The 25,269-nt window shown below is 35.2% G+C and carries 25 protein-coding genes and 2 pseudogenes; 17 read left to right on the forward strand and 10 right to left on the reverse strand.

Annotation, left to right across the window (positions count from 1 at the left end):
- The 9 genes and pseudogenes from LS70_RS10100 to LS70_RS07995 all read left to right on the forward strand — a co-directional run.
- A pseudogene (locus tag LS70_RS10100) lies at positions 1 to 82 on the forward strand (nucleoid-structuring protein H-NS); the annotation flags it as partial.
- Positions 83 to 215: 133 nt separating this feature from the next.
- Entirely contained in the window at positions 216 to 644 is a 429-nt protein-coding gene (locus tag LS70_RS07965) for a hypothetical protein (RefSeq protein ID WP_138109416.1), read from the forward strand.
- 41 nt (positions 645 to 685) lie between these two features.
- Positions 686 to 2,050: a Cj0814 family flagellar-dependent secreted protein gene (locus LS70_RS07970; protein ID WP_034291320.1), complete on the forward strand. Its 1,365-nt coding sequence runs from the start codon at positions 686 to 688 to the stop codon at positions 2,048 to 2,050.
- Between the two features lie 115 nt (positions 2,051 to 2,165).
- Positions 2,166 to 3,095 carry a hypothetical protein gene (locus LS70_RS07975; RefSeq protein WP_034291323.1) on the forward strand — a complete coding sequence of 310 codons (930 nt, stop codon included), beginning with the start codon at positions 2,166 to 2,168 and terminating at the stop codon, positions 3,093 to 3,095.
- Between the two features lie 97 nt (positions 3,096 to 3,192).
- Positions 3,193 to 4,236, forward strand: a complete 1,044-nt coding sequence (locus LS70_RS10105) for a Cj0814 family flagellar-dependent secreted protein (RefSeq protein ID WP_201273981.1) — start codon at positions 3,193 to 3,195, stop codon at positions 4,234 to 4,236.
- Between the two features lie 82 nt (positions 4,237 to 4,318).
- Positions 4,319 to 4,399: pseudogene (locus LS70_RS10110) on the forward strand (nucleoid-structuring protein H-NS); the annotation flags it as partial.
- Positions 4,400 to 4,532: 133 nt separating this feature from the next.
- Positions 4,533 to 5,108: a hypothetical protein gene (locus tag LS70_RS07985; RefSeq protein ID WP_034286933.1), complete on the forward strand. Its 576-nt coding sequence runs from the start codon at positions 4,533 to 4,535 to the stop codon at positions 5,106 to 5,108.
- A gap of 9 nt (positions 5,109 to 5,117) precedes the next feature.
- Positions 5,118 to 6,536 (forward strand): Cj0814 family flagellar-dependent secreted protein, encoded by a 1,419-nt coding sequence (locus LS70_RS07990; RefSeq protein ID WP_034286931.1) that lies wholly within the window; start codon positions 5,118 to 5,120, stop codon positions 6,534 to 6,536.
- A 6-nt stretch (positions 6,537 to 6,542) separates the two neighbouring features.
- Complete coding sequence (locus LS70_RS07995) at positions 6,543 to 7,145, forward strand: C39 family peptidase (protein ID WP_052083357.1); 603 nt, start codon at positions 6,543 to 6,545, stop codon at positions 7,143 to 7,145.
- Positions 7,146 to 7,176: 31 nt separating this feature from the next.
- Here the strand turns inward: LS70_RS07995 and gltS are convergent, their stop codons facing one another.
- From gltS to moaA, 3 genes are all read right to left on the reverse strand, one after another.
- On the reverse strand, positions 7,177 to 8,388 hold the full coding sequence (gene gltS, locus LS70_RS08000) for a sodium/glutamate symporter (protein ID WP_034286930.1): 1,212 nt from the start codon (positions 8,386 to 8,388) through the stop codon (positions 7,177 to 7,179).
- Between the two features lie 138 nt (positions 8,389 to 8,526).
- On the reverse strand, positions 8,527 to 8,964 hold the full coding sequence (locus tag LS70_RS08005; RefSeq protein WP_034286927.1) for a Dps family protein: 438 nt from the start codon (positions 8,962 to 8,964) through the stop codon (positions 8,527 to 8,529).
- A 111-nt stretch (positions 8,965 to 9,075) separates the two neighbouring features.
- Entirely contained in the window at positions 9,076 to 10,074 is a 999-nt protein-coding gene (gene moaA / locus LS70_RS08010) for a GTP 3',8-cyclase MoaA (protein ID WP_034286925.1), read from the reverse strand.
- A 91-nt stretch (positions 10,075 to 10,165) separates the two neighbouring features.
- Between moaA and LS70_RS08015 the strand changes: the two genes are divergently transcribed.
- Genes LS70_RS08015 through LS70_RS08035 form a run of 5 tightly spaced genes read left to right on the forward strand, consistent with a single transcriptional unit; the run spans position 10,166 to position 15,515 of the window.
- Positions 10,166 to 10,747, forward strand: coding sequence for an NTP transferase domain-containing protein (locus LS70_RS08015; protein ID WP_236096463.1), 582 nt, complete (start codon positions 10,166 to 10,168; stop codon positions 10,745 to 10,747).
- 2 nt (positions 10,748 to 10,749) lie between these two features.
- On the forward strand, positions 10,750 to 11,826 hold the full coding sequence (flhB, locus tag LS70_RS08020; protein WP_034286922.1) for a flagellar biosynthesis protein FlhB: 1,077 nt from the start codon (positions 10,750 to 10,752) through the stop codon (positions 11,824 to 11,826).
- Between the two features lie 56 nt (positions 11,827 to 11,882).
- Positions 11,883 to 13,310 carry an Asp-tRNA(Asn)/Glu-tRNA(Gln) amidotransferase subunit GatB gene (gatB, locus tag LS70_RS08025; protein WP_034286920.1) on the forward strand — a complete coding sequence of 476 codons (1,428 nt, stop codon included), beginning with the start codon at positions 11,883 to 11,885 and terminating at the stop codon, positions 13,308 to 13,310.
- Positions 13,311 to 13,318: 8 nt separating this feature from the next.
- On the forward strand, positions 13,319 to 14,089 hold the full coding sequence (locus LS70_RS08030) for an EI24 domain-containing protein (protein ID WP_052083242.1): 771 nt from the start codon (positions 13,319 to 13,321) through the stop codon (positions 14,087 to 14,089).
- Positions 14,073 to 15,515, forward strand: coding sequence for a replicative DNA helicase (locus LS70_RS08035; RefSeq protein WP_034288827.1), 1,443 nt, complete (start codon positions 14,073 to 14,075; stop codon positions 15,513 to 15,515). Before LS70_RS08030 ends, LS70_RS08035 begins: the two co-directional genes overlap by 17 nt.
- Here the strand turns inward: LS70_RS08035 and LS70_RS08040 are convergent.
- From LS70_RS08040 to LS70_RS08060, 6 genes are all read right to left on the reverse strand, one after another.
- Positions 15,508 to 15,636: a FeoB-associated Cys-rich membrane protein gene (locus LS70_RS08040; protein WP_081949650.1), complete on the reverse strand. Its 129-nt coding sequence runs from the start codon at positions 15,634 to 15,636 to the stop codon at positions 15,508 to 15,510. The genes LS70_RS08035 and LS70_RS08040 overlap by 8 nt on opposite strands.
- A gap of 96 nt (positions 15,637 to 15,732) precedes the next feature.
- Positions 15,733 to 15,984 (reverse strand): hypothetical protein, encoded by a 252-nt coding sequence (locus LS70_RS08045; protein ID WP_034286918.1) that lies wholly within the window; start codon positions 15,982 to 15,984, stop codon positions 15,733 to 15,735.
- Positions 15,985 to 16,001: 17 nt separating this feature from the next.
- Positions 16,002 to 16,142 (reverse strand): hypothetical protein, encoded by a 141-nt coding sequence (locus LS70_RS09960; protein WP_161594711.1) that lies wholly within the window; start codon positions 16,140 to 16,142, stop codon positions 16,002 to 16,004.
- Between the two features lie 95 nt (positions 16,143 to 16,237).
- Positions 16,238 to 17,242: a UDP-3-O-(3-hydroxymyristoyl)glucosamine N-acyltransferase gene (lpxD, locus tag LS70_RS08050; RefSeq protein ID WP_034286916.1), complete on the reverse strand. Its 1,005-nt coding sequence runs from the start codon at positions 17,240 to 17,242 to the stop codon at positions 16,238 to 16,240.
- Positions 17,243 to 17,250: 8 nt separating this feature from the next.
- Positions 17,251 to 17,724, reverse strand: a complete 474-nt coding sequence (gene ilvN / locus LS70_RS08055; protein WP_034286914.1) for an acetolactate synthase small subunit — start codon at positions 17,722 to 17,724, stop codon at positions 17,251 to 17,253.
- A gap of 3 nt (positions 17,725 to 17,727) precedes the next feature.
- The gene (locus tag LS70_RS08060; protein WP_034286911.1) at positions 17,728 to 19,419 is read right to left on the reverse strand and encodes an acetolactate synthase large subunit; all 1,692 of its coding nucleotides are present in this window, start codon (positions 19,417 to 19,419) and stop codon (positions 17,728 to 17,730) included.
- Positions 19,420 to 19,609: 190 nt separating this feature from the next.
- On the opposite strand from LS70_RS08060, the gene gltX reads away from it, so the two are divergent.
- The 3 genes from gltX to ispG all read left to right on the forward strand — a co-directional run bounded on the left by gltX (position 19,610) and on the right by ispG (position 24,355).
- Complete coding sequence (gene gltX / locus LS70_RS08065; protein WP_034286909.1) at positions 19,610 to 21,004, forward strand: glutamate--tRNA ligase; 1,395 nt, start codon at positions 19,610 to 19,612, stop codon at positions 21,002 to 21,004.
- Between the two features lie 82 nt (positions 21,005 to 21,086).
- Entirely contained in the window at positions 21,087 to 23,261 is a 2,175-nt protein-coding gene (locus LS70_RS08070) for a WD40 repeat domain-containing protein (protein WP_034286906.1), read from the forward strand.
- A gap of 11 nt (positions 23,262 to 23,272) precedes the next feature.
- Positions 23,273 to 24,355 (forward strand): flavodoxin-dependent (E)-4-hydroxy-3-methylbut-2-enyl-diphosphate synthase, encoded by a 1,083-nt coding sequence (gene ispG / locus LS70_RS08075; RefSeq protein WP_034288825.1) that lies wholly within the window; start codon positions 23,273 to 23,275, stop codon positions 24,353 to 24,355.
- An 11-nt stretch (positions 24,356 to 24,366) separates the two neighbouring features.
- Here the strand turns inward: ispG and LS70_RS08080 are convergent, their stop codons facing one another.
- Positions 24,367 to 25,176 carry an HDOD domain-containing protein gene (locus tag LS70_RS08080; RefSeq protein ID WP_034286903.1) on the reverse strand — a complete coding sequence of 270 codons (810 nt, stop codon included), beginning with the start codon at positions 25,174 to 25,176 and terminating at the stop codon, positions 24,367 to 24,369.
- Between the last annotated feature and the right edge of the window lie 93 nt (positions 25,177 to 25,269).

The following is a 25,269-nucleotide window of genomic DNA, read 5'->3' on the forward strand; positions in this document are numbered from 1 at the left end:
TGTTTCTGTCAATGCTAATTTTGGCGGAAGTTCTGCAGCACCTGATGCTATCTTTGGAATAAGTTTGTGGAAAAAGTTTTAGAGGAAGTTTTAATTGTCAAATGTTGCTTTTGGTAAAACCCTTTATATTTTATTAAGTATGGTAAAGTTTTTTATAACTTTTTAATTTTGTATTATGAAAAAATCAAGATTCCATAACAATAAAAGGAGAAAAAATGAAAAGGCTTTTAAGCATTTTAACACTATTTGGATTACTTTCTTTCCCAGCCTTTGCTGAAGATTTCCTTGCTAAAGTAACCAATGGTGCATTAAGTGATACAAGTGAGGGAGTGAAACTTCTAAGCTTAGAAGAGCAAAAGAAAGTGGTGGGGGGATATAAGTTTGTCCGAACCTCTCAATTTGATACTTATGGTTATGCTAGGTCTTATGCGTATGGCGTAACAGATGATTGGGGAAATGCTACAAGCGTTTCTAAAGAGTTAGGGTATTCTAGCGACTATATTATTGTGGCAAAATATAGGTATATGAATGGACAAAAGCAACATTATTTGAACTATGCCACCCCAAATGGTAAGACTTACGAGTTTTGGCAATACTATGGCAACGCACAAAAAATATTAAATGAATTTAAGGCTAGGTATTGATGATTTTTGCATATAAAATAGTATTGTGATAAGGAGTAGTAATGGATGCTTTGAGTGTTGGAAAAAATTTTAAAAATATTAGCACAATGTATGCAAAAACAGAATCCAACAAGGCTTTTCAAGCAAATATGGATTTGCCAAGTATAGATTCTCCAAAAAGTCTTAAACTTGCGCAATCTCCTTTTGTCAGTAGTGAAAGACTAGCCACAACACATTTGATTTCTAACCTTATTCAAAGTTACCCAAATACCCCACAAATACAATCCCCTAAAGCAAGTGTTTTGACGCAATTATTAGGGGATTCTACATTTATAAATACTGCTAAAACAAGTGAAACTCAACAAGAAATTAGCACAGAGCGATTTTATGGCTATGGTGTCGATGAAAAAGGCTATATGTTAGAGGATTTTAACGCCGCTGCGGGTTTGCCAAGTGATTTTAAGCTACATAAAAGCACTTTAGAAACAATCATAGACCATGGGCAGTCCATATGGCACAATAGAAGTAACTTTTATGGTCTTAACATAGCCAAAGAAGAAGTGTTTAAAGAAATAGATATAGCTAATACTATTAAGCAATACTACGATACTTTTACGCAGATTATACCTGAGATGAAAAGCACTTATTCTAGCAAGGAAGTTACAAGCTTGCCAAAGGGATTTAGCGATATGAGGTTTATTGGTAATGCTAAATATGAGGACAATGATTTGCTTAAAGCAGATGCTGTAATGATAAGTTTTGAGGGATTTAAGGTAACAAATCTTTACAATACAACAGAGAAATACAGAGAAGCAAAAATAGTAGAATCCCTAACCTCTAGCGTTGGCATTAATGGATTTCATGTGCATACACTTGATTTTTCTCCAAGTGCTTTGGCAAACCTGCCTTTTTATCAAAGTGATGGGGATTCTTTTTCGCAAGAGGCTTTGTTTGTGAGTTTTCTTAATGCACAAGATGCAGAGATTCTAGGGGGTGGAAATACACAACTAAACCAAAAGCTGCAAAATACTCGGCAAGAAAGATTCGCGCGAGCGCGTGCAGATGAGGTTTCACTTGTAAAACGAAAGCCATATTTAAGCAGTGATGCATGTAAAGCGGCTCTTGAAAACCCAGAGCGATTTAAAAGGCTTGTAGAGCTACAAGTCCAAGAGAGTAGCCACCTTTTAGGTCGCGATTTACGTTTTACCCCTAATGAAATAGCAGCAAATTTTGGCGGTGTGATTATGGATTTGTATGCTTTTACACAGCTAGGATTCTATCCCTCTAGTTTGGATTCTCGTGCAAAAAGTATTGATTTTACGATGAAATTTACAGAAGCAGTGCATAATAATTGGAAACCTAGCCAACAAGATATTAATAACTATGCACAAAATTTGTATAAAAAAATCCAAAACTTCCTTCCATAAAATAGGAATTTAGCTTTGTTTGTTATCTTTGGAATAAGTTTGTGTGAGAATCTAAAGTAATATTATTTAACAAATGAGAAAAAATGAAAAAACTTATAGATAAGGAGACATCAAAGTGTTAGGTAAAATTAATTCCGACAACACAACAAATACTTCTTGGTTTTCAAGAAGTGTAAGTGTTGCGCAAAATGAAGGAGAGGATTTTGATGCCCAAAGAATCAAAGCCATAGAACAAGAAATAGAAAAATGGCTAGAAAATCCAAGTGGGATTTTTGATTATACTTATAGCCTTGCTCAAACTGATTCTCTATACAAAAATAGCAAAATCAATGAATCCGTAGAATGGGAAAGTTCTAAAAAATTTTCTTCTGTTGGAGAATCTCAGTATCAAAATGCACAAGATTATTTGTTTGGTCAAATCAACGAAATATTAGTAACAACTTATCTAAGTGAGGGAGATTCTAGCTTTTTTGCGACATTGCTTGCTTATGCTTCTGCGGCAAAATTGGCTTTTGCAAACGCTAATAAAGGATTAGATAGCATTGAAGATTCTGCTAGTTGCTTTGTCGATGCCACAAAAAGCAAAGATAAAAATAGAATTTTAGAAGCAGAAAAAAGATTAGATGAGGATTTGGGAAAAATCTCTTCATTTTCTTATTTGGCACTACCAAGCCTAACAAACTTCTTTAGTATTGCAGATGGCAAGATTCCACAAGAGAATATGCAGAAAATTATAGATTCTTTAGGGATAATGAGAAGTTATATAGATGAAAATTTAGCACTTCATAAAACAGGCTCTATCACGCTAAAAAATGGGACAACCATAAGTGGTATTATAGACGATAATGGGCATAAAATCCTTAAGGTTTCTTTGCAAAACAATGTAGCAAACAACTTGTTTTTGAACTATGAATATCAAAATCTTGATTTGCTTTTAAAAATGCAAGAACAAGGTGAAAATAGAGAATTTGCACAAAAACAGATGAGTGATACAATTTTGACGCAACTTTTGCAAGAAAATGGGCAACTTAACAAAAAATATTAATTAAACAAAATGCGCAAAATTTTTATGGTTTTTTAATTTGTATTATGAAAAAATCAAGATTCCACAACTAAAACGAGGTATGGGGCTATAATATAATATGTATATGACAAATTACGCAGTTAATACTACCGCTTCTATGAGTTTTAAAGTTGGACAAAATTTATCCACGAATTCTAATAAAGAAATAGAAACTTCAAAACAAAATCAATTTATGGGTTATAAACTAGATAAAGATGGATATTTTACAAGTGAGTTTAATAAAGCTGCAGGGATTCCTGAAAATATAAAAATACATTCTAGCACTATGGAAAATTTTATTAAAGCGCAAACTAATGGAAGTATGCAAAGCTATACAAACATAGACATTGCCAAAACCATAGGAAATGTGTATAAAATAGTCTCTCAACTCATAGAAAAAAGTCCTGAATTAAAAGGTAAAGATAGCTTTTCAAAAGAGGATTTGGCGAATTATTTTCCACAAACTTATCTTATAGATAAAAATACTTTAGAGGTAAAACAGACTTTTTCTTATGATGCAATGAAAGAGATTGTTGCAAAGGGTGGATTTAAAAATCTTGGCTCTAATGAAGAGTTAAACCCCAGTTTTTTTGATTTTAATAACACAGACGAAAATTCTGAACTCTTACCCTTTAATCCTGACATTTTACATAGTGCGGGAAACACTGCTTTGTCTTGGAATACTAACGCTGATAAATACACAAATAGCGATGGTTCTATTACTATGGGTGGGTTATTGATAGGATTTTTGTCAAATAATGTTAATGCAGGCGTAACCCCAAAGCCTTTAATTGCAGGTGAAACAACTATATGGGGAAAATTACAAGGGCTTGATAGCTCCTTAAACGAAAATGAAGTTAAACGGCTTAATGATAGGCTTAGCAATACTTACTTTTCAAATTTAAGTGATGCTTTTGCTTTGCTTAATAATACAAGTGATGTTGAAGAATTTGAGAATAAATTAAATATTTTAAATCAAAAAGATAAAACAAGTTCTAGCAATTTCTTAGAATGGGTGCAAAAAATTACTGATGAATATCAAAAATCTCTATTTCAGATTTTAAAGCAACCAAATAAGACTGAAAAAATATATCAATTAATAAATATTAATATAATGGCTTGAATTTTTAAAACCAAAGATTAGTGTCAATTTTAATTTTTGGAACGAAAAGTGCTTGTTATCAAACTAATTGAAAATTTCAATTGTTTCTGTCAATGCTAATTTTGGCGGAAGTTCTGCAGCACCTGATGCTATCTTTGGAATAAGTTTGTGGAAAAAGTTTTAGAGGAAGTTTTAATTGTCAAATGTTGCTTTTGGTAAAACCCTTTATATTTTATTAAGTATGGTAAAGTTTTTTATAACTTTTTAATTTTGTATTATGAAAAAATCAAGATTCCATAACAATAAAAGGAGAAAAAATGAAAAGGCTTTTAAGCATTTTAACACTATTTGGATTACTTTCTTTCCCAGCCTTTGCTGAAGATTTCCTTGCTAAAGTAACCAATGGTGCATTAAGTGATACAAGTGAGGGAGTGAAACTTCTAAGCTTAGAAGAGCAAAAGAAAGTGGTGGGGGGAATATACACATATCAAAAAGGTGAAGATAAGAGGCTTTCAAACTATGGTGTAACAATGCGTTATACGGTGTATGGGAAACTAAATCTTACAAGAGAGGGTTTAAATGAAGCAGACAAAATGGCTGTATTGAAATATGAAAGAGATACATATAATAAGGGAGATTTTTCGGGCTTTGATAAGGAAGCAAAACAAAGCAATGCCATAGGTGTTACTTGGGGGAGAGTGAGCAATATTTATGTGGAATCCACTTATAACTATTCTAAAAGCGTTTCTTGGAAAAATAGATATACCCATAATATCGTTTATACACTAGAGGGTAGCAATAAACGCTACCAAGCCTACACAAAACAAGCAAGAAGCGTGGCAAATTTTTATGAGTTTCGAGCTAAAAATGCTTTAGATTTAAGACGATTTTAAGGGGGTTTTATGCGAATAGAAAGCACAGCAAAAACACTAGGGCTTAGTAGAATCATAAAAAATCCCGATGAGGAAAATAAAAATACGCTAGATTTTGCAAAAATGCTTGAAAACTCCAAAAAATCTTATTTACAAAGTGAAATAGTAGCTGTGCCGAATGATTTTTTGAGTGATGTTGCAAGTGATTTTAGGCAAGATTTTAGTTTGGCATTATCGCGCCAAAATGGGGAAATATCAAACGAAAAAAATGAAGACAACACAAAGGTAGCGGAGAAAATCAAACAACTCCAAAAAGAACTTGCCAAAACAGAGGCGATAAAACTCCCTATGCGTAATTCTCCAGATGAGCCAATGGATATATTTTATCAAGCCCTAGATTTGCTTGATTATAAAAACACTAAAGCTTTGGAATTACGCAAGGAAATTGCCTATTTGGAAAAAAGTGCTTTTGGATATAGCCTAGATGAGTTTGGTTATATGGGAGAGGATTTTAATCAAGCAGCAGGGATTCCACTTGATTATAAAATCCACTATGACACGCTAGAGAAAATCTATAAAAGAGATATGCAAAGCGACTCACCATATATAGCAGCTACCTTTTCTAAGTTTGATTTCGCGCAAAGTGCCAAAAATGCCTTTGAATCTTTTAGCGTTCTCTATGGCAAAGATTTTGTAAGTAACAATAAGATATTATCGCTTGAAGACATTAACGCATTGCCTAAAGGATATTTCGCCACTGATTATAGCTACAAACAAGCTTTAGCAAAGATTCCAAACGAAGAAAAACTAAGACAATTTATTGATATTGAGAGCAAAATGTGGCAGTTAGGTATTAGCACCCCGCCTTTTATTTCTTTTTCTACCCAAGACATACAAAACTATGTCCAACCGCGTTTCATAGAGGGGGATAAAATCTCACTAGATGGTTTATTTAATGAATATTTTTCGCGCAATATAGGATTCTTTAGAGAAGCGGAATACTCTAGCGAATGGCTAGCTTATCAAGAATATAATAGAAAAATAACAGGTGGTTCTAGTAATACTGCCCCCAATACCCACCTCATAAACTACGATACAGAACAGAGGTTTTGGGATTTATTTAATGGTAAAATTAGCATAGAATCCCACTTGCAAGAATTAATAAATCTAGGCTATAACCATAATAACACGATTGATTGGAACAAAGATAAAGATAACTTTGGTAGCTCTTTAGCAAAGTTTTTAAATCTGTTTCAAGAAATCCTAGATACACAAGCGATAAACAATGCAAACGAGTTATTAGCAAAGCAAACCCAAATATCAAAGGCGCAAGAAGCACAAGAAGCAACCAACACCAAAGAATCACAAAAATTACAAGAATCTAAACCCCTTAATTCTAAGCAAGAAAAAATGAACACTTTTTTAAATAATCTCTTAAGAGTAAGTTAATCAATGATGAGGTTTGGAATCTTTGGCAAGTTTTGTCTATGCTTTTGGCTTTTATTTGAGCCCTTGCGTGCCGAGTTTATCCTCAAATCCTATCAAGAAATCAAAAATCAAAGAGTGATAAGGCAAAACTATGAGGAATCTTGTGGGGCAGCAGGGCTGGCTACTCTTTTGAATCTGCTTGAGAATAGAAATTTTAATGAATTAGATTTATTAAAAATAATGAGCGAAAAAGAAATGAATACAGATATGGTAAGCTTCGCGGATTTAAACGAAGCGGTGCAAAAATTGGGATTTGCCAGCAATGCCTATCTTATACATAGGAATCTTTTAGATAAATTTATACAAATTCCAATTTTAGTCAAAATTGAAGATGACCCAAGATACCCACATTTTGTAGTGATTATTAACCATAAAGGTGATTATTTGCAAGTATTAGACCCAAGCTTTGGAGAATACACTAGCTCTAAAAGGCAATTTTTTAGTATTTGGGATAGAAATGAGCAAGGCGGATATGCTTTGATTGTCGCTCCACAAAGTGAGCTTAATAAATTAGAGTTGAAATTGCCCCACACTTTGAATTTAACTTTTTCTCCTTTTAGTTTATATTGATTAAGAAGATTTATTGTGCCAAAATAGAATCTTAGCCAAAGAATGGCAATTTTAGTGATGCGCTAATTACGATTGCATTAATAATATCAATAAAAAATGCTCCAACAAGCGGAACAACAATAAATGCCATATGGCTTGGTCCATAGTGTTGTGTAACAGTTTGCATATTTACCATTGCTGTTGGTGTCGCTCCTAGTCCAAATCCACAATGTCCCGCAGCAAGAACGGCTGCATCATAGTCGCGTCCGCAGAATCTAAAGGTAACAAATACTGCATAAAGCACCATCATTACAACTTGGCAAATAAGAATCACAAGCATAGGAAGCGCGAGAGAAACGAGCTGCCAAAGGTTGATTGTCATTAGGGCAAAAGCTAAGAATAGTGATAGGCTTACATTTCCAATCACTGAAACTTCTCTATCAAAAACTTGATGCACTTTTGTCGCTTGTAAAACATTGCGTAAAATAACACCGATAAACAAGCACCAAACAAAAGTTGGCAGCGTAAAGCTTCCGCCTTGAAAAAATTTCGCGATTTCTGTTCCGATAAATAGCGCAATGACAATAAGCGCAAGCGATTCTATAAAAGAAGACGCAGTTATTAGACGTTCTTTTTGTGGTGCCTCAAAGCCTGATAGTGTTTCATCTTGTAAGCTTGCGGGGGGGGGGGTTAGATTATACTTTTTTACAAGATAATGCGCCACTGGACCACCGATGATTCCACCCATTATAAGCCCAAAAGTCGCACTTGCCATCGCGACTTCCATTGCTGCGCTAAAGCCATAAGGAGGATTTTTGAAAATATCTGCCCACGCAGCACCTGTTCCGTGTCCGCCACTCATTGTAACAGAGCCTCCTAATAATCCAATGGTTGGATTTACTCCTAGAAGTGTAGCTACGCTAACGCCCACAATATTTTGCAAAAATAATAGCCCTGTTACGATAAATAAGAATACAACTAAAATCTTTCCACCCTTTTTTAGGGAAGCGAAATCCGCACTTAGTCCAATACTTGTGAAAAACGCAAGCATTAAAGGGTCTTTCAAAGAGCCATCAAACTTTAATTCAATGCTACCATAAGTGTAAAGGATAAAAATTAAAATCGCTGCGATAATTCCTCCAACTACGGGTTCTGGAATATTATAATCACGCAAGAATTTACTACGATTAATAATAAAACGCCCTAAAAGTAAAACAAAAACCATACTTAACAAGGTAGCATAAAAATTAAATGAAATTGTCATTAACACCTCTTTGTATTGAATAATTAATATTTTAAGTTAGAGTCTATTAGAAAAGGATAAGAGTGTAGAAAGCTTCTGTAATTGTAGGGTAAAATGAGAATAAAAGTAGCATTTAGAATCCCAAAAGGATTCTAAAATTTATGCAAGCTGTGCTTTTAACATCCAAATTGCTTTTTCTAAGCTTGCAACTTTTTCATCTGCAAGTGCAACAGTTCCCTTGTCGTTAGCTTCTCCTGCAAGGTCTGAGAGAGTTTTAAAAGATTGCAAGAAATACTCATAATCTGGCAAAATTTTTGTCAAAATTGTTTTAGAATCAAAGCAAGTTGCGCTATCTTCTTGAATTTTGCTTGCTGCTAACATATCTTTTAGAGTTACAAAAGGTTTATCGCTTAGCTGTAAAACACGCTCCGCTACATCGTCCATTTGTTCTGTGATTTCTTCATACATAGATTCTAAAGCTGAATGCACAGGGTGAAAATCTGCTCCTTTAACATTCCAGTGATAATTATGCAGTTTGATATAAAATACTGCAGAATCTGCTTGAATTTGTTTTAAGCTTTGAATAACTTTGCTCATAATGTCTCCTTAAATTTAATTTGACGAAATTATATTATAAATAATCTTAAAGGAAAATTATTATTATTTATAATAAGATGAATTATCATTTTTGTATTTGGGATTCTACAATCAACCTCCTGTTTGATAAAATGCTCGCTTAGATATAGAATCTTCATTCCAATCATTTTTTTCTGGTTTGGTTTGGATACAGAGCTTTAGACGTTCTAAAATTTCTTGTGTGTTGCCTTGTAGCATTGCTTCTTTAATATCAATAGCATTTTCGTGGTATAAACAAGGAATGAGTTTGCCCTCACTGCTTAAGCGAATACGATTACAAGTTTTGCAAAAATCATCATTATGTGGCGCGATTACCCCAAAGACATAATCTCTTTCTAAAATGCAGTTTAGTTTTTCTTTAATATGTTCTTTTGGAATCTTAAAAAGTGTGGCAGGTCCGAAAATTTCTTTTTCAAAAAGATGAACTTGGTATTTTTTGCGGATATGTTCTAAGATTTCAGGAAGTCTTAGCCCAGCGATTCCATTTTTCGCATGCGTATTTTCCATAAATTCAATATAACGCACCATTACACCTAGTTTGATTGCGTATTCTAGGATTTCTACAATCTCCATATCATTGATTCTATGTAGTGGCACCATATTGAGCTTGATTTTTAATCTTGCTTTATGTGCTGCTTGTATCCCTAGTAGAATCTTATCTAATCCATCACGCTTAGAAATACATTTGATATTGTCTTTTTTTAAAGAATCCAAAGAAATGTTGATACGTTTTAATCCTGCATCTTTTAAATCTTGTGCAATGGGGGCTAATAAAAAGGCGTTTGTGGTTAGGGCAATATCAATTTGTGGGGAAAGTTTGCAAATCTTAGCAATAAATTCCACAATTTTAGAGCGCAAAAGCGGTTCTCCCCCAGTGATTCTTATTTTTTTTACTCCTTCATCAATAGCAACTTTAATGAAATTTAGCACGGATTCTAAAGGCACATCTTGGCTTTCATCGCCAATATCCATTGGAGTATTTGGCATACAATATACACAGCGGAAATTACAGCGTTCTGTAACGCTAATACGCATATAATCAATGGTTCGCCCAAAGCTATCAATTAGCACATAATCTCCTTATATAAAGTGTGTAATCATACTAAAGCCTGCAAAAAAAAGCTATAATTTTGCAAAAATTTTAAAAATTTTGGATAGATTTTTGGAAAAAGATTTAGAAAAGTTTGCAATGCCTTGCGTGATTTTAAGCGGTGGAGTGAGTAGAAGAATGGGGCGTTTAAAGCAGGATTTGCCTTTTTTGGATTCCACATTGGCAAATTTTCAAGCAAAACGTTTAAAAGACTATTTTGATTCTGTATATTTTTCTGCAAAAACACCGATTGTAAATGCTTTTTTGTTGCCTACAATTTTAGATTCCACTTTAGAGATTAATGCACCTATTTTTGGTTTAAAAAGTGTGCTAGAAGAGCTAAAGAGTGATGTGTTTGTCTTAAGTATAGACGCACCTTTTTTTGATGATTTGTGTATCAAATCTTTAATGCAAGCATTTGTAGGAAAAGGAATTTTTGCCAAAAATACAAAAATTCACCCATTGCTTGGAATTTACCCTTTTAGCGCGTTAGAGATTATTAATGCACAAATTCATGCAAGGGATTATAAGCTAATGCACCTTTTAGAGAAGATTGAAGCCGATTTTGTCGCAATTAGCGAGGATAAAACGCGGAATCTCAACACACCTAAAGACTATGCAGAGGCTTGTGAATTTGTGGAGATTGAAGGATAGCTATGGCAGATGATGCAGAAAAGACAGAAGAACCCACCGCGCGGAAGATTGAAAAAGCGCGCGAAGAAGGGAATGTTTTAAAAAGTCCTGATGTCAATGCGTTCTTGGGTCTTGTTGTGGGATTAGCACTTGTGTTTTTGTGCTTTAATTTTTGGGTGAGTGGGCTTGGAAGCGTGTTTGAGCAGATTTATCAAGGTTTCAGTCAAGAATTCACACGCACTAATGCAATATCAATTACAATTTCTTTAGTTCTTCAAGTGTTATATTTGCTTGCGCCAATTTTTGGGGCTTTGATGTTAATAGGAGTGATTGCAAATGTTTCTCAAAGTGGCTTTTTATTAACGGGAAAAGCAATCCAACCAAAGCTTCAAAAGTTAAATTTTATTACAGGAATGAAGAATCTGATTTCTCTAAAAAAATTGCTTGATGGTTTTTTGATTACTTTTAAGGTGCTAAGCGCATTTATTATCGCTTTTTTTGTTTTTATTGGCTTTATGCATGAGCTAACAACTGTAGCACTTTTCCCTTTAGGAGACCAAATGCTATGGTTTAGGGATAAAGCGATTATTCTTATTGGAATCCTATTAGCCTTTTTTTTAGTGATGGCAAGTGTGGATTATATGATTAAACGCTATCAATATTTTAAGTCTTTGCGTATGAGCAAACAAGAAGTCAAAGATGAATTTAAAAATATGGAAGGAGACCAACAAGTTAAAGGAAAAATACGCTCTTTAATGTTTCAAGCTTCTAGAAAAAGAATGATGCAAAATATTCCAAGTGCTGATGTGGTCGTAACAAACCCAACGCATTATGCTGTGGCATTGCGCTATGATAGCAAAAAAGAGCGCGCACCCCGCGTTTTGGCTAAGGGTGTAGATTTTTTAGCCCAACGCATCAAAGATATTGCAAATGAACATGAGATTCCTATTATAGAGAATCCCCCATTAGCGCGCGCATTATATAAAGATGTGGATTTGGATATGGAGATTCCAGAATCCTTGTATCAAGCAATGGTTCAAGTATTGTATGAAGTGCAACGCATTAATGAAAGACGCAAAAGAAATAAAAGCTTTGTATAATGTTTATACAATGTAAAACACGCTAAAATTGCGGTAATTTTCTCTAAAGGGCTAAAATGAGTGCTTTTGAAACAATTATCGGACTTGAAGTGCATGTGCAACTCAATACAAAAACAAAAATCTTCTGTTCTTGTGCAACAAGCTTTGGTGAAGAGCCTAATAAAAATGTTTGCCCTACTTGTTTAGGGCTTCCCGGGGCTTTGCCTGTGTTAAATCGCGAAGTGGTAAAAAAGGCGATTTCTTTTGGTAGTGCCATTGGTGCGGAGATTAATCAAAATTCTGTGTTTGCGCGCAAAAATTATTTTTATCCTGATTTGCCTAAAGCGTATCAAATTAGTCAATTTGAGATTCCAATTGTAGGGCGTGGAAGCATTGAGATTGAAAGCAATGGTGAAAAGAAAATCATCGGGGTAACACGCGCGCATATGGAAGAAGATGCAGGTAAAAATATCCACGAGGGGAGTTATTCTAAAGTGGATTTAAATCGCGCTTGCACGCCACTTTTAGAGATTGTAAGTGAGCCAGATATGAAAAGTGCTGATGAAGCGATTGCGTATTTAAAAAAGCTACATTCTATTGTGCGTTTTCTTGGAATTAGTGATGCGAATATGCAAGAGGGAAGCTTCCGCTGTGATGCAAATGTTTCTATCCGCCCAAAAGGGGATTCCAAACTTTATACGCGCGTAGAAATCAAGAATCTAAACTCCTTTAAGTTTATCCAAAAAGCGATTGAATACGAAGTGGAGCGACAAATTGAAGCGTGGGAAGATGGTAAATATGATGAAGAAGTCGTGCAAGAAACAAGACTTTTTGATACTACAAAAGGTGTAACGCGTTCTATGCGCGGTAAAGAGGAAGCAGCGGATTATCGCTATTTTCCAGACCCAGACTTGTTGCCTGTATTTATTGATGAAAAGCTTATGAAAGAGGGTCGAGAGATTCCAGAAATGCCCGATGAAAAAAGAGAACGTTATGTGCGTGATTTTGGAATCAAAGCAAGTGATGCAAGCGTGCTAACAAGCGACCTTGAAATGGCATTGTATTTTGAAAATATGCTTGCTTTAGGTGCAAGCGCAAAAGGTGCAGTTACTTGGCTAACTACCGAGCTTTTGGGGAGATTAAAGGGGGAAAATACTCTGCAAAATTGCGGAATCCAATCAGAAACTTTAGCAACCCTAGTTAAGCGCATTGATGAAGGAAAAATTAGTGGAAAAAGCGCAAAAGAAATCCTAGATGTGCTTGTAGAAAAACGCGGCGGCGATGTGGATTCTCTAATAGATTCTATGGGATTAGCACAAGTGAATGATGATGGGGCGATTTTAAGTGTAATTGATGCTGTTTTAAGCGCAAATGCAGATAAAGTTGCAGAATATAAAAGTGGTAAAGATAAGCTTTTTGGTTTCTTTGTGGGGCAAGTGATGAAGAATGCAAAAGGCGTAAATCCTGCGCGTGTTAATGAGTTGCTAAAAGAAAAATTGCAATAAGGCTAATAATGCAGGATTTTAAAAGTGGCGATTACGCACTTAAACCTATACGAGACTACTTTTTACTTGCAAAACGTGATTTTTTTACGTCTTATCTGTTAGGATTTACATTTTTTCCATTTTTTCTTGCATTGGTTGTTTTTGGAATCGTGTTATATTTTTTTGGCGCAGATTGGTATAACGCACTTTTTGGGTTGTTGCATTATGATTTTGGCTTTGAACAGATTTGGCTAACTTGGATTCAAACTCTATTTGATTATACGCTTAAAGCATCTGTATTTGTGTTTTTTGCGCTTGCGCTTTTTGGATTGTCTTTGCTTGTATCTCTTGCTATAAGTGCTTTTGTTGCTCCTTATGTGGTGCGCTTTATTAGGGATTCTCATTATCCACAATGCAGCTTAGATGGCAAAGCAAAGCTTGTAACTTCACTTTTGGGGTTATTTGGAATTTATGTATTGTATTTTTTGGCTTTAATCTTGCTTTTACCTGTGTATTTTATCCCTTTTGTGGGTGGGTTTGTAATGCTTCTTCCTACGTATTGGCTGTTTTTTAAAACAACACTTGGTGATGTGGGTGAAGAGATTTTTACAAAGGAAACTTTAAAACTTGTAAAAAAGACACAAAAAGGCAGAATCCAAAGCGTTATGCTACCACTTTTTGGAATTAATCTAATTCCGGTAATTGGCTTTTTTTCTCCAGTTTTTGCATTAAGTGTGCTAGCGCATTTATTTTTTGATATAAAATGTAAGGATTCCTATGGAAATGCAAATACAGATTGAACGTGCAGTATTAAGCTCGATTTTCTTTGACCCTGAGCGATTAGATATGCTTGAGGGGCTACTAACTCCAGAGGATTTTTCTTATACTCCAAATAAAAATATTTTCTTTGCAATGTTAGAGCTTCATCGCACTGACCGCCCTATTGATGAAGAGTTTGTTTTAAAGCTTTCTACAAAAGTGCGTCCCATTACACAAGAAGAACTGCTAAATGTGCTAACAACAAGCCCAATTAGTGATGTGAAAGCTTATGCTAATGAGATTCGTGATGCAGCAATTAAGCGCAAGCTGCATTCTTTTGCAACAAAAATTCAAGAATCGACAAGCGATAGCAATACAAGCACGCAAGAGATTATGGATTATCTCCAAAGTGAGCTATATAAAATTACAAATGTGCATGAAAGTCGTGATTTTAGGAATGCAAAAGAGATTACACAAGCGACAATGGAATACATTGAAGCAATGAAAAAGCGAGGAAATCATCTGTTAATTGGTGTAGATACCGGATTTGTAAGTTTAAATAAAATGACAACAGGTTTTAGTGGGGGAGATTTAATCATAGTTGCTGCGCGTCCTGCAATGGGAAAAACTGCACTTGTTTTAAATATGGCACAAAAAGCATTGGATACTGGACGTGGGGTCGCATTCTTTAGCCTTGAAATGCCGGCAGAACAGCTAATGTTAAGAATGCTTGCTGCAAAAACTTCTATTGCTTTACAAAATTTACGTGTTGGAAATTTGCAAGATGACGAGTGGGAGAATCTCTCACACGCTATGGATATAATGTGTAAAGCTCCATTGTTTATTGATGATAATAGTATTCTAACCATTCATCAATTACGTGCAAAATTACGTAGAATTAAATCCAGAAATCCAGAAATTGGGTTAGCAGTTATTGATTATTTGCAGTTAATGAGCGGGGCAAATAATAAAGATAGACATCAAGAGGTGAGTGAAATTAGTCGTGGGCTAAAAATGATTGCAAGAGAGCTTGAGATTCCAATTATTGCGCTTTCTCAATTAAATAGAAGTTTGGAAGCAAGGAGCGATAGGCGACCAATTTTATCGGATTTAAGGGAATCTGGTTCTATTGAGCAAGATGCGGATATTATTTTATTTGTGTATCGTGATGCAGTGTATAAACTCAAAGATGAAAAAGAAAAAGAAGAAGCAGCAAAGAAAGAAGGTAAAGAGTATAAAAGTGATTTTGTTGTGAAAAATGAAGAAACTGCCGAGATTATTATCGGTAAGCAACGTAATGGACCAACGGGTGTGGTAAAACTTATGTTTCAAAAGCATTGCACACGTTTTGTTGATGCAAGCGAAACGAGTCCTAGTTTGGAAGTTGTTTATGAGCAAATGGCGGATAATACACAAACAAAATTTACACCACCCCAAGATGATAAAGTAGAAGCACCTATTATTTAGATTTTTCTTTGCAGCTGCAACCCCCACAGCCGCAATCGCTACTCTTTTTAGGATAAAGTTTATAGACAAAATATCCAGCCGCTAATATAAAAATCACAGCTAATAAAATAGTCTCACTCATATTTTTTTATCTCTTTTTTATTAGATGAGCGCAAAAGCAAAAGCCTAACTTGAGATTTTGATTCTAAGTTTTTAGGCTATTTTAGTAAGTTTTGTTTTAAGATTTTTTTTGAATCTTTTTTAACGCTTTGCGTAACGCTTTAATCTGCCTTCTTGGAATCATTATAGAATTCTCATTTTTCGTAGCATCTCTTAATGCTTCATCAACTTTTATTTTGATAGAAACTGCTCCCATATTTTTATCTTTTTGTCCCGGAATATCAAAAGTTGAGACCTCAATACTCCCCTTTTTAAAAAGATTGCTTTTTAAAGGAATCGTATAAGAGAGTTTTTTAATTTTTTGCTTCATTAGTTTTCTTTGGTTTTTTAGAATCTTCTTTGTTTGCTTTTTTTGTATTCTTTTGCTAAGCTGTTTTCTCCATAAGGCTCTTCGATAATCGCAAAATCAAGAGAACCATTTTCAGTGCCTTTTAATGGTAGGCTTTTGTAAATTTTAGTTTCTTTCATAATCTCACTCCTAGATTTAGTCTAATGCAACGCACTATTGCATTAAAGTTAATGCTACAGCAAAATAATTTAAGTTACACTTATAAAATATAGAATTATGCCTTTTTTAGCATTTTTTTCAGTAAAGCTTGTAACTTTAGCCAATCGTTAATTGGTAGGAGTGGATGACCTGAAAATTTTCCATGCGGTGGAAGGCTTTTAGAGATTGCTCCACGTGCTCCTACTTGTGTAAAATCTCCAATATGTAAATGCCCAGCACTGCCACTTTGTCCTCCTAAAACAACATTGCGTCCTGTTGAGGTTGAGCCTGAGATTCCAGCTTGTGAAACGATGATAGAATATTCTCCGATATTGCAATTATGTCCAATTTGCACAAGGTTGTCGATTTTTGTGCCTTGTTTAATGCGTGTTTCCCCAAATACAGCTCTATCAATCGTTGTGTTTGCACCAATTTCTACATCATTTTCAAGCACGGCTTTTCCGTTATGGTAGATTTTAATATGGCGTCCGTCTTTTGTATGTGCATAGCCAAAACCATCGCTTCCAATCACGCTATTTGCTTGGATTCTGACATTGTTGCCAATTTCGCAATTGTTGTAAATGCAAACTCCGGGAAATAGCACACAATTTGCACCAATTTTGACGTTTTCGCCAATAGTAACATTTGCTAAAATTATGCAATTTTCACCAATTTCGCTTCCATTGCCTATACTAACATTGCTCGCAATTTGCGTATTTTCTGGAATCTTTGGCGGTGTTGTTGCGCTAAAAAGTGGAGTGGCAAAATATTCTGTTAAATATGCCATTGCCAAATAGGGATTCTCACATACTAGCGCAAATGTAGAAGGTGGGATTACGTCTAAATGGCTTTTGCGCGTTAAAATGGCTTTTGCTTGTGTTGTTTTAACTTCTTCAATATACTTATCTTTTTCTAAAAAGGTAATGGAATCGCAAGTTGCATTTTCTGGGGATTCTAAGTTTGCAATAGGGGCGGAATCAAAAAATCCAGAGTGTATCTCCCAACTACCATTTTTAGAGTGCATTACACAATCTAGTGCATCATTTTTTTGAAGGATTGCAACAATTTCTTTCAGTTCCATAAATCCCCTTAGCTGTTGGATTCAATAGCTAGGATTCCACTGCGTGTAATATCCTTTGGCTTATAAATTTTTAGTGCATTTAAAAGCGTGTTAATGCGTGCGTGTGTATCGCAAGCAACAAAAATTGCATATTTATCATTTGCTTCTAGTAATCTTCCATTAAATGCCTTAAATAATGTGCTAATCTCACTTAAATTGCCTTCAATGCTAAATTTTGCTAGTAAGGATTCTTGCTCTATAATTTGTTCATCTTCAAGCACTTTTAGCACAGGGATAAGCTTGTGGAGTTGTTTAATGATTTGCTCTAGCACTCTACTATCTCCTTTTGTAGCAATAGTAATGCGTGAGAGATTGGAATCTAAAATAGGAGCAACAGTTAAGGATTCTATATTATATCCACGCCCAGCAAATAGCCCGCTAATGCGCGATAATACGCCATGTTCATTAAGAACAGTTACTGTAATTATGCGTTTAATTTCCATATTTTACTCCTTATACTCTAGCATCATATTAAATAGTGCGCCCCCTGTTGGCACCATTGGTAAAACATTTTCCATTCTATCAATGCGCACATCAAGCAATGCAGGTTTATTAGAATCAATTGCTTCTTGCAGTGCTTTTGTAAAGTCTTCTTTTGTGAAGCAGACTTTGCCATAACCCCCAAAGGATTCCACGAGTTTTACAAAATCGGGTTGTTGCTCTAAATCTGTTTCAGAATAGCGGTTATCATAAAAGAAAGTTTGCCACTGCCTAACCATACCCAAATAGTTATTATTTAATACAATATTAATAACCGGAATCCCATATACTGCACAAGTCATTAACTCTTGGATATTCATTAAAATAGAACCATCGCCACTAATATTGATAGAAACTTTATTAGGGAATGCTTTTTTTGCTCCCATCGCAGCAGGCAAACCAAAGCCCATTGTGCCTAAACCACCACTTGTGATGAATTGTCTTGGAGACGCAAAAGGATAAAATTGTGCAGCCCACATTTGATGCTGCCCAACATCTGTGCTAATAATGGCGTTTTCGCCGAGCATTTCTCCGAGTTTTTCAAGCACCCATTGTGGTTTTAAAGGAGTTGTGGAATCTTGGTAACTTAAAGGGTGCAGTTTGTTGTAACGCTCTAATTGTTCTCTCCATACAAGTGTTGATTTTGGTTCATAATCTTCGCGCAAAATAGGCAATAACTCTTCTAAAACATTCTTAATATCGCCAACAATAGGGTAATTCGCGCTAACAATTTTACTAATGCTGCTTGGGTCAATATCAATATGGATAATTTGTGCATATTTTGCAAATTCGCTAAGCTTTCCTGTAACCCTATCATCAAAGCGCGCACCAAGAGCAATCAGTAAATCTGTCTCGCTCATTGCCATATTTGCAGCATAGCTTCCGTGCATTCCGACCATGCCGAGTAAATTTGGGTGGTTGTGTGGTAGGATTCCGCGCGCCATTAATGTTTCTACGGCTGGAATTTGTGTCATTTCACAAAATTCTTTAATAATTTGCGCACTTCCTGAAGCAATCGCCCCTCCCCCTAGATAAAGTAAAGGTTTTTTAGAATCCTTAATGATTTGTGCTGCTTTTTTGATTTGTCTTAAATTCCCTTTATAGGTAGGTTTGTAAGTTTGTAATTTAATCTCATTTGGATAGTTAAAATCACCAATTGTCGCACTAATATCTTTTGGCAAATCAATATGCACAGGTCCAGGACGCCCACTTCTTGCGATATAAAAGGCTTCTTTTAAGATTCTAGGCAACTCTTCAATACTTTTAACAAGGTAATTGTGTTTTGTGCAAGGGCGTGAAATTCCCACTGCATCAATTTCTTGAAAAGCGTCTGTGCCAATTAGACTTGTTGGGACTTGTCCGCTAATGATAACTAAAGGGATAGAATCCATATAAGCAGTTGCGATTCCAGTAACCGTGTTTGTAAAGCCCGGACCGCTTGTAACAATAGCAACTCCAACTTCTCCACTGGCTCTTGCATATCCATCTGCTGCATGCACAGCTGCTTGCTCATGGCGTGTAAGAATATGTGTAAAGAAATCTTGCTTATAAATTTCATCATAAAGATTTAACGCCGCTCCACCCGGATAACCAAAAACTACTTTGACGCCTTCATTTTTAAGTGCGTGCATTACCATTTCAGAACCATTTAATCGCATAAAAAATCCTAAATTATTTTTTGTTTGATTCTACTCTAAGAAAACTTTAGCAACGCTTTTAGATTCTTAAGTTTAGGTAGTTTGTTTTGGATTGTATCAAGCAAAATCTATGCAATAAGGGAAAAAATTTAGAATCTTTGAGGTAAGATTCTAAAAAAATTGAAAATTAATCCTTGATTTAGGAGTATTTATGAGCAATATTGTAACGCGTTTTGCACCTTCCCCTACGGGCTATTTGCATATTGGAGGTTTGCGCACCGCACTTTTTAATTATCTTTATGCAAGGGCAAATGGAGGGAAGTTTTTATTGCGCATTGAAGATACAGATTTAGCGCGGAATTCTACTGACGCCAAAGAAGCAATTATTCAAGCTTTTGATTGGGTGGGAATGGATTATGATGGCGAGGTTGTGTATCAAAGCCAAAGATTCCCTTTGTATGCGCAGTATGTAGAAAAGCTTTTGAAAGAGGGCAAAGCGTATTATTGTTATATGCAAAAAGAGGAGCTAGAAGCAAATCGTAAAAAAGCTGAAGAAAAAGGGCAAGTGTGGCAGTATGATAGACGTTATAGAGATTTTGATGGAGAGCCACCGCAAGGCGTTAAGCCCGTAGTTAGGATAAAAGCTCCGCTTGATGGGGAGATTTGCTTCAAAGATGGCGTAAAGGGAGAAATACACATTAGTGCAACAGAGTTAGATGATTTTATTATCGCAAGAAGCGATGGAACGCCAACTTATAACTTTGTTGTTGCTATTGATGATGCGTTGATGGGTGTTACAGATGTGATTAGGGGAGATGATCATTTAAGCAATACACCAAAACAAATTATAATTTATGAAGCATTAGGGTTTGCGATTCCGCGATTTTTTCATGTTCCAATGATTTTAAATCCTGAAGGTAGAAAGTTAAGCAAGCGAGATGGTGCGATGAGTGTTATGGAATACAAAGCATTAGGATATTTGCCACAAGCTCTTTTAAATTTCTTAGTGCGTTTAGGGTGGAGTCATGGCGATATGGAAATTTTTTCAATGCAAGAAATGTTAGAATTCTTTAATCCTAATAACCTAAATTCCGCACCTTCTTCTTACAATGCAGAAAAGCTATTGTGGTTAAATGCACACTATCTTAATGCGTTAAATGCGGAATCCATAAACACAATTTTGCCATTTTATGGAGCAAATGTTCCAAGTGTAGCAGTGCAAGAGATTTTATATCCAGAGATTAAAGAGCGTTCTAAGACATTATTAGAGTTTGTAGAAATTTTAGAGAAGTGTTTAAAGCCCGTAGAATCTTTTGATACAAAAATGCAACAAAAAGTTAAAAATGAAGAAAACATTTATTTGTTAAAGGAATTTATTGTGTATTTAGAAGCACTTGAGAAGCCTTTGCAAAATATTCAAGAAGTTGATGAAGGGATTGCAGCATTTGCAGATTTTCAAGGAATAAAAGCAAAAAATCTTTTTATGCCATTGCGCTATGCCTTGCTTGGAAGTAGTGGTGGAGTTGGAATCTCTCCTCTTATTGCAGCATTAGGTATTGAGGAGACAAAGGCTCGTATTATCAAAGCATTAGAAAATTTAATATAATGTAAGATTGCGAATATAAGAGACTTTAAAATAGAAAAGAGTATAATCATTTCTAATCGGATTTTTTGAGATAGGAGTTGCGATGTTTCCGATAAAAGGTAAAATAAGGCTTGTTGGAAGTGCCTTGGGAATAGGAGTTGATAAAGATTTTGTTATTTGTGTAGATAATTTTTATAACATTTCTAAATTTGAAAAAGAAAGTCATGTGGTTGATAGCGCATTGCAACTCGTAAAAGATGTTGAGAATCTGCACCATTTTAGCAAAGCTGCTGCAGTTTCTTATAACTCTTCTAAAGTAGCTATTGGGTTTGCTAAGGCAACAAAAGGTGTTGTGGTAAAAACCGAACCAGAAATCGCACCTATTGCTCAACTCACTTGGCAGAAACTTCAAATTTCTAAGATTACATATTCTTATGATGATGAATTATTAGCCACAGGCGGAGAAGATGGGCGCGTGCTTGTGTATTCTGCTGATAATCATCAATTAATCTTAAGTTTGCCGCCTCTACCAGATACAATTTCTGCTGTTGCATTTAGCGATGATGATAGCTTAATTTTCTCGGCATGCTTTGGTAAAAGTGCTACGATTTTTAATATTGTAAAAAACACGCAAGTTGCCACACTAAAAATGGACTATCTTATCGAAGATGCGTTTTTTTATGCAGAGAATACACGCTTATTTTGCGTAACAAAAGAAGGTAAAATATTTATTTATGATATTAAAGAAGACAAAATTATTAGTGAAATATTGCTTCAAGGGGCTTGGCTAACGATTTGCCATAAGCTTCCGGGTGAAGAATTTGCCATAGTTGGTGGCAAAGATAAGCAATTAAGAATCATTCGTTTAAGCGATAACACACTTTTAGAATCCATTACTTTAGAACAAAATGGAATCACAGCAATGCGTTTTGATGAAAACTTATTATATATTGGTTATTCTGATGGCGTGATTGAGATTGTGGATATTAATGAGGCGCGCGAAGAAATGATGGAATTTTTGGATAAAGATGATTTAAAAGGTGCGCTTAGTGTGATTCAAGAAAAAAATATTTTTCTAAAAACCTTAAATGAATATTGCACGAAGTTGGAATCACAATGGAAAGAAGCCTTAGCAAAAGCAATTGATTTATTAGCAAAAGACCAAATGCAAGAAGCAACAGCCATTATTGAACCTTTTATGCTTGATAAAGCAAAAAAGGAAGAATTTGATTATTATTGGCAACAAAAGGAATTTACTGCAAAATTTATGGACGCATTAGAGGCAAAAAATTACGCGGAAGCTTATCGTTTGAGCGAGCAACACCCTTATTTAAAAGATACGCTTGCGTATGAAGAGATGGAGAATTTGTGGAATAAAACTTTTGAAGTTTCAAAACGATTATTATTTCAAGACCCACAAGGAAATTTAGCAAAAGCACAAGAGTTATTGCGTCCTTTCACGCTTGTAAAATGCAAAAAAGATTCTGCAATGATGTTGCTTAGAAATAGCGATAAATATGTGCAAGCTGATAAAGAATATCGCGCAAAAAACTTTATAGAATATTTTAAAATGTGCGAACGCTTTCCTTTTTTAAAAGATGTATTAATTTACAAAAGCGCACTATTAATTGGGGACCAGATTATCCAAAGAGTCAATGCGCTTGAAAATCAAAATGAGTTTGTAAAAGCTCTTGAAGTGTGTAAGTTGCTTGCTTCTATGGCTCCATTTAAAAATGCTGCAAGCTCCAAAGTGAAAATTATTCAGCTAAAACAGGATTTCGCTCAAGCATGCAAAGAGCATAAATTAAGCGAAGCATTTAAAATGGCAGAAGAGTATTATGAGTTGCGTTCAATGCCAGAATATAAAATTTTGTATGATACTTTTAAAAAGCAAGAAAAAATTGCCTTTAATTTTGCTGCTATAGGTAATGGAAAGGATACATTAGATAGTTTGAAGGATTATTTGCATATCGAATGTTGGGTGGATAAGATTGCTGCAATTTTAAAGATTGCTTATCTAGCAGAATTTGCAAAGAATGCACCGGGTAAAGAGGGTGCGCAAGAAAATATTTCATGGAAGGAAACATTCCAATATTATATTGAACGTTATGGTAAAGATGAAGAGTTGAAGAAAGTTGTTAGCGAAATGGGCTTGCAAGCAGAACTAGATAGCATTCCTTTTGATGGAAATCCTAAAGGCTATCTTACAACAATTATTGCAGATTCTTTATTATCAATTGACGACCAGCCTTTGCATCAGCACGAAGAAGGAAAATAGTGGAATCCACGATTAAAAAGCGTTATAAAACAAAGCAAATTGCAGTTGGCAATGTGCTAGTTGGGGGAGATGCTCCTATCTCTGTGCAAAGCATGACTTTTAGCAAAACTGCGGATTTAGAAGCCACAAAAGCACAAATTGACTGCTTGCAGCTTGCGGGGTGTGATATTGTGCGTGTGGCTGTGAGTGATATGGAAGATGCAAAAGCACTTAAAGCACTTAAAAGTGTGATTTCCTTGCCGCTTGTTGCAGATATTCATTTTCGTTATAAGTTTGCGCTTATTGCCGCAGAATCGGTGGATTGTATCCGTATAAATCCCGGAAATATTGGCTCAAAAGAGAAGATTAAAGCAGTGGTAGATGCGTGTAAAGAGCGCGAGATTCCTATTAGAATCGGGGTAAATGCTGGAAGCTTAGAGAAGCAGTTTGAAGAAAAGTATGGCGCAACCCCTAAGGGAATGGTGGAATCTGCGCTGTATAATATTAAGCTATTGGAGGATTTTGGCTTTAGCAATCTCAAAGTTTCTTTAAAAGCTAGTGATGTAGAACGCACAATGGCAGCATATAGAATGTTGCGCCCTTTAGTGGATTATCCTTTTCATTTAGGGGTTACTGAAGCGGGAGATTTAGAATCTTCTATGATTAAAAGCTCAATGGCACTAGGCGGGCTTTTAATGGAAGGCATTGGGGATACAATGCGCGTATCTATCACAGGAGAGTTAGAAAAAGAAATTGAAGTTGCGCGTGGAATCTTGCGTTATAGCGGGCGACAAAAAGAGGGAATCACTTATATTTCTTGTCCAACTTGTGGAAGATTGCAAGCAGATTTAGTGCCAATATTAAAGGAGCTAAAGGAGCGTATGCCTAAGGTTAGCGCACCTTTGCAACTTTCTGTTATGGGTTGCGCGGTTAATGCGCTAGGAGAAGCAAAACACGCTGATGTTGCCATAGCTTTTGGAAATGGAGATGGGCTTGTGATTAAAAAGGGTGAGATTGTTGGAAAATATAAACAAGAAGAATTAATTGATGTGTTTATCAAAGAAGTTGTAAAAACAGAGCAAGAAGTATTGCAGGCTCAAAAAGAGGGGGTATGATTTAAAAATTATTAAATTAATTCTTGAAGTTTATGGATATTATTTAGTGCTGTATTGAAAGATTCCACGTCTAATTTATAATGGCGCACACATTGCAAGGCGGTGTTGATTTGTGTTGGGCTTGCAATGCTAAAAGGGCTAATTAGCGCATTGACTGCTCTTAATGGATAAATGTAAGATTCTAGCTCTTTTGGAAATTCCTCTTCTAAGAGATAATGCACAGTTTGGGTCATTGTATTTTCAAAATTCCAATGTTCAAATAAAAGCTCCAAAATTTCAAATTGATTGCAACCAAGAAGCGCATTTTCAGAATCAATAAAAGATTCTGGATTAAATTTTTGCATAAAGTTTTGTTCTTGATTCTTCTTTTTTAGACAATCCGAAATTGCAACCATACCAATGTGCATGACAAGTGAGCAAGGCATTAGGATTCCTAATAATTCTTTGTTGTTGTGATACCATTGAAAGAGAAATGCACTTTTTAAGTTTGCAGTAAGTGTAAATTGTTTTGTTGTGATGTTATAAGGACTTAAGTCGATTTGAAAGCTTGATTTTATAGCACTTGCTATGGCTAAACCTTTTGTAGTGGAGATTCCAAACATAGAGATAGCTTGGAAAACAGAAGAAATTTTGCGTGTGTAGCCATAAAGAGGAGAATTTGCATTTTTAATTAAATCTGCTGTTAAAAAAGGGTCTTTTTCAATAATATTAGCAACTTGCTTGGTAGTAGTTTCTTCATCTAAGCAAATTTGTTGGAGTTCAGCAATCGTCTGTGGCAGTGGAGGAAGTGCTTCAATATCAGCACAAATAAGACTTTTCATAGCAAAAACTTTCAAAAAACATAAATACGATAAAATTTTTATAAATATAGCATAAAATCTGTATTTTTGCGACCTTGTTTGTATAATATTGTG

Source organism: Helicobacter sp. MIT 11-5569, assembly GCF_000765695.2.
GTDB lineage: Bacteria > Campylobacterota > Campylobacteria > Campylobacterales > Helicobacteraceae > Helicobacter_D.

Bases quoted from the DNA above. Each gene is read 5' to 3' on its own strand.
- LS70_RS07965 (WP_138109416.1), top strand. From the start codon at position 216: ATGAAAAGGCTTTTAAGCATTTTAACACTATTTGGATTACTTTCTTTC.
- LS70_RS07970 (WP_034291320.1), top strand. From the start codon at position 686: ATGGATGCTTTGAGTGTTGGAAAAAATTTTAAAAATATTAGCACAATG.
- LS70_RS10105 (WP_201273981.1), top strand. From the start codon at position 3,193: ATGTATATGACAAATTACGCAGTTAATACTACCGCTTCTATGAGTTTT.
- LS70_RS07985 (WP_034286933.1), top strand. From the start codon at position 4,533: ATGAAAAGGCTTTTAAGCATTTTAACACTATTTGGATTACTTTCTTTC.
- LS70_RS07990 (WP_034286931.1), top strand. From the start codon at position 5,118: ATGCGAATAGAAAGCACAGCAAAAACACTAGGGCTTAGTAGAATCATA.
- LS70_RS07995 (WP_052083357.1), top strand. From the start codon at position 6,543: ATGAGGTTTGGAATCTTTGGCAAGTTTTGTCTATGCTTTTGGCTTTTA.
- gltS (WP_034286930.1), bottom strand. From the start codon at position 8,388: ATGACAATTTCATTTAATTTTTATGCTACCTTGTTAAGTATGGTTTTT.
- LS70_RS08005 (WP_034286927.1), bottom strand. From the start codon at position 8,964: ATGAGCAAAGTTATTCAAAGCTTAAAACAAATTCAAGCAGATTCTGCA.
- flhB (WP_034286922.1), top strand. From the start codon at position 10,750: ATGGCAGATGATGCAGAAAAGACAGAAGAACCCACCGCGCGGAAGATT.
- gatB (WP_034286920.1), top strand. From the start codon at position 11,883: ATGAGTGCTTTTGAAACAATTATCGGACTTGAAGTGCATGTGCAACTC.
- LS70_RS08030 (WP_052083242.1), top strand. From the start codon at position 13,319: ATGCAGGATTTTAAAAGTGGCGATTACGCACTTAAACCTATACGAGAC.
- LS70_RS08035 (WP_034288827.1), top strand. From the start codon at position 14,073: ATGCAAATACAGATTGAACGTGCAGTATTAAGCTCGATTTTCTTTGAC.
- LS70_RS08040 (WP_081949650.1), bottom strand. From the start codon at position 15,636: ATGAGTGAGACTATTTTATTAGCTGTGATTTTTATATTAGCGGCTGGA.
- LS70_RS08045 (WP_034286918.1), bottom strand. From the start codon at position 15,984: ATGAAGCAAAAAATTAAAAAACTCTCTTATACGATTCCTTTAAAAAGC.
- LS70_RS09960 (WP_161594711.1), bottom strand. From the start codon at position 16,142: ATGAAAGAAACTAAAATTTACAAAAGCCTACCATTAAAAGGCACTGAA.
- lpxD (WP_034286916.1), bottom strand. From the start codon at position 17,242: ATGGAACTGAAAGAAATTGTTGCAATCCTTCAAAAAAATGATGCACTA.
- ilvN (WP_034286914.1), bottom strand. From the start codon at position 17,724: ATGGAAATTAAACGCATAATTACAGTAACTGTTCTTAATGAACATGGC.
- LS70_RS08060 (WP_034286911.1), bottom strand. From the start codon at position 19,419: ATGCGATTAAATGGTTCTGAAATGGTAATGCACGCACTTAAAAATGAA.
- gltX (WP_034286909.1), top strand. From the start codon at position 19,610: ATGAGCAATATTGTAACGCGTTTTGCACCTTCCCCTACGGGCTATTTG.
- LS70_RS08070 (WP_034286906.1), top strand. From the start codon at position 21,087: ATGTTTCCGATAAAAGGTAAAATAAGGCTTGTTGGAAGTGCCTTGGGA.
- LS70_RS08080 (WP_034286903.1), bottom strand. From the start codon at position 25,176: ATGAAAAGTCTTATTTGTGCTGATATTGAAGCACTTCCTCCACTGCCA.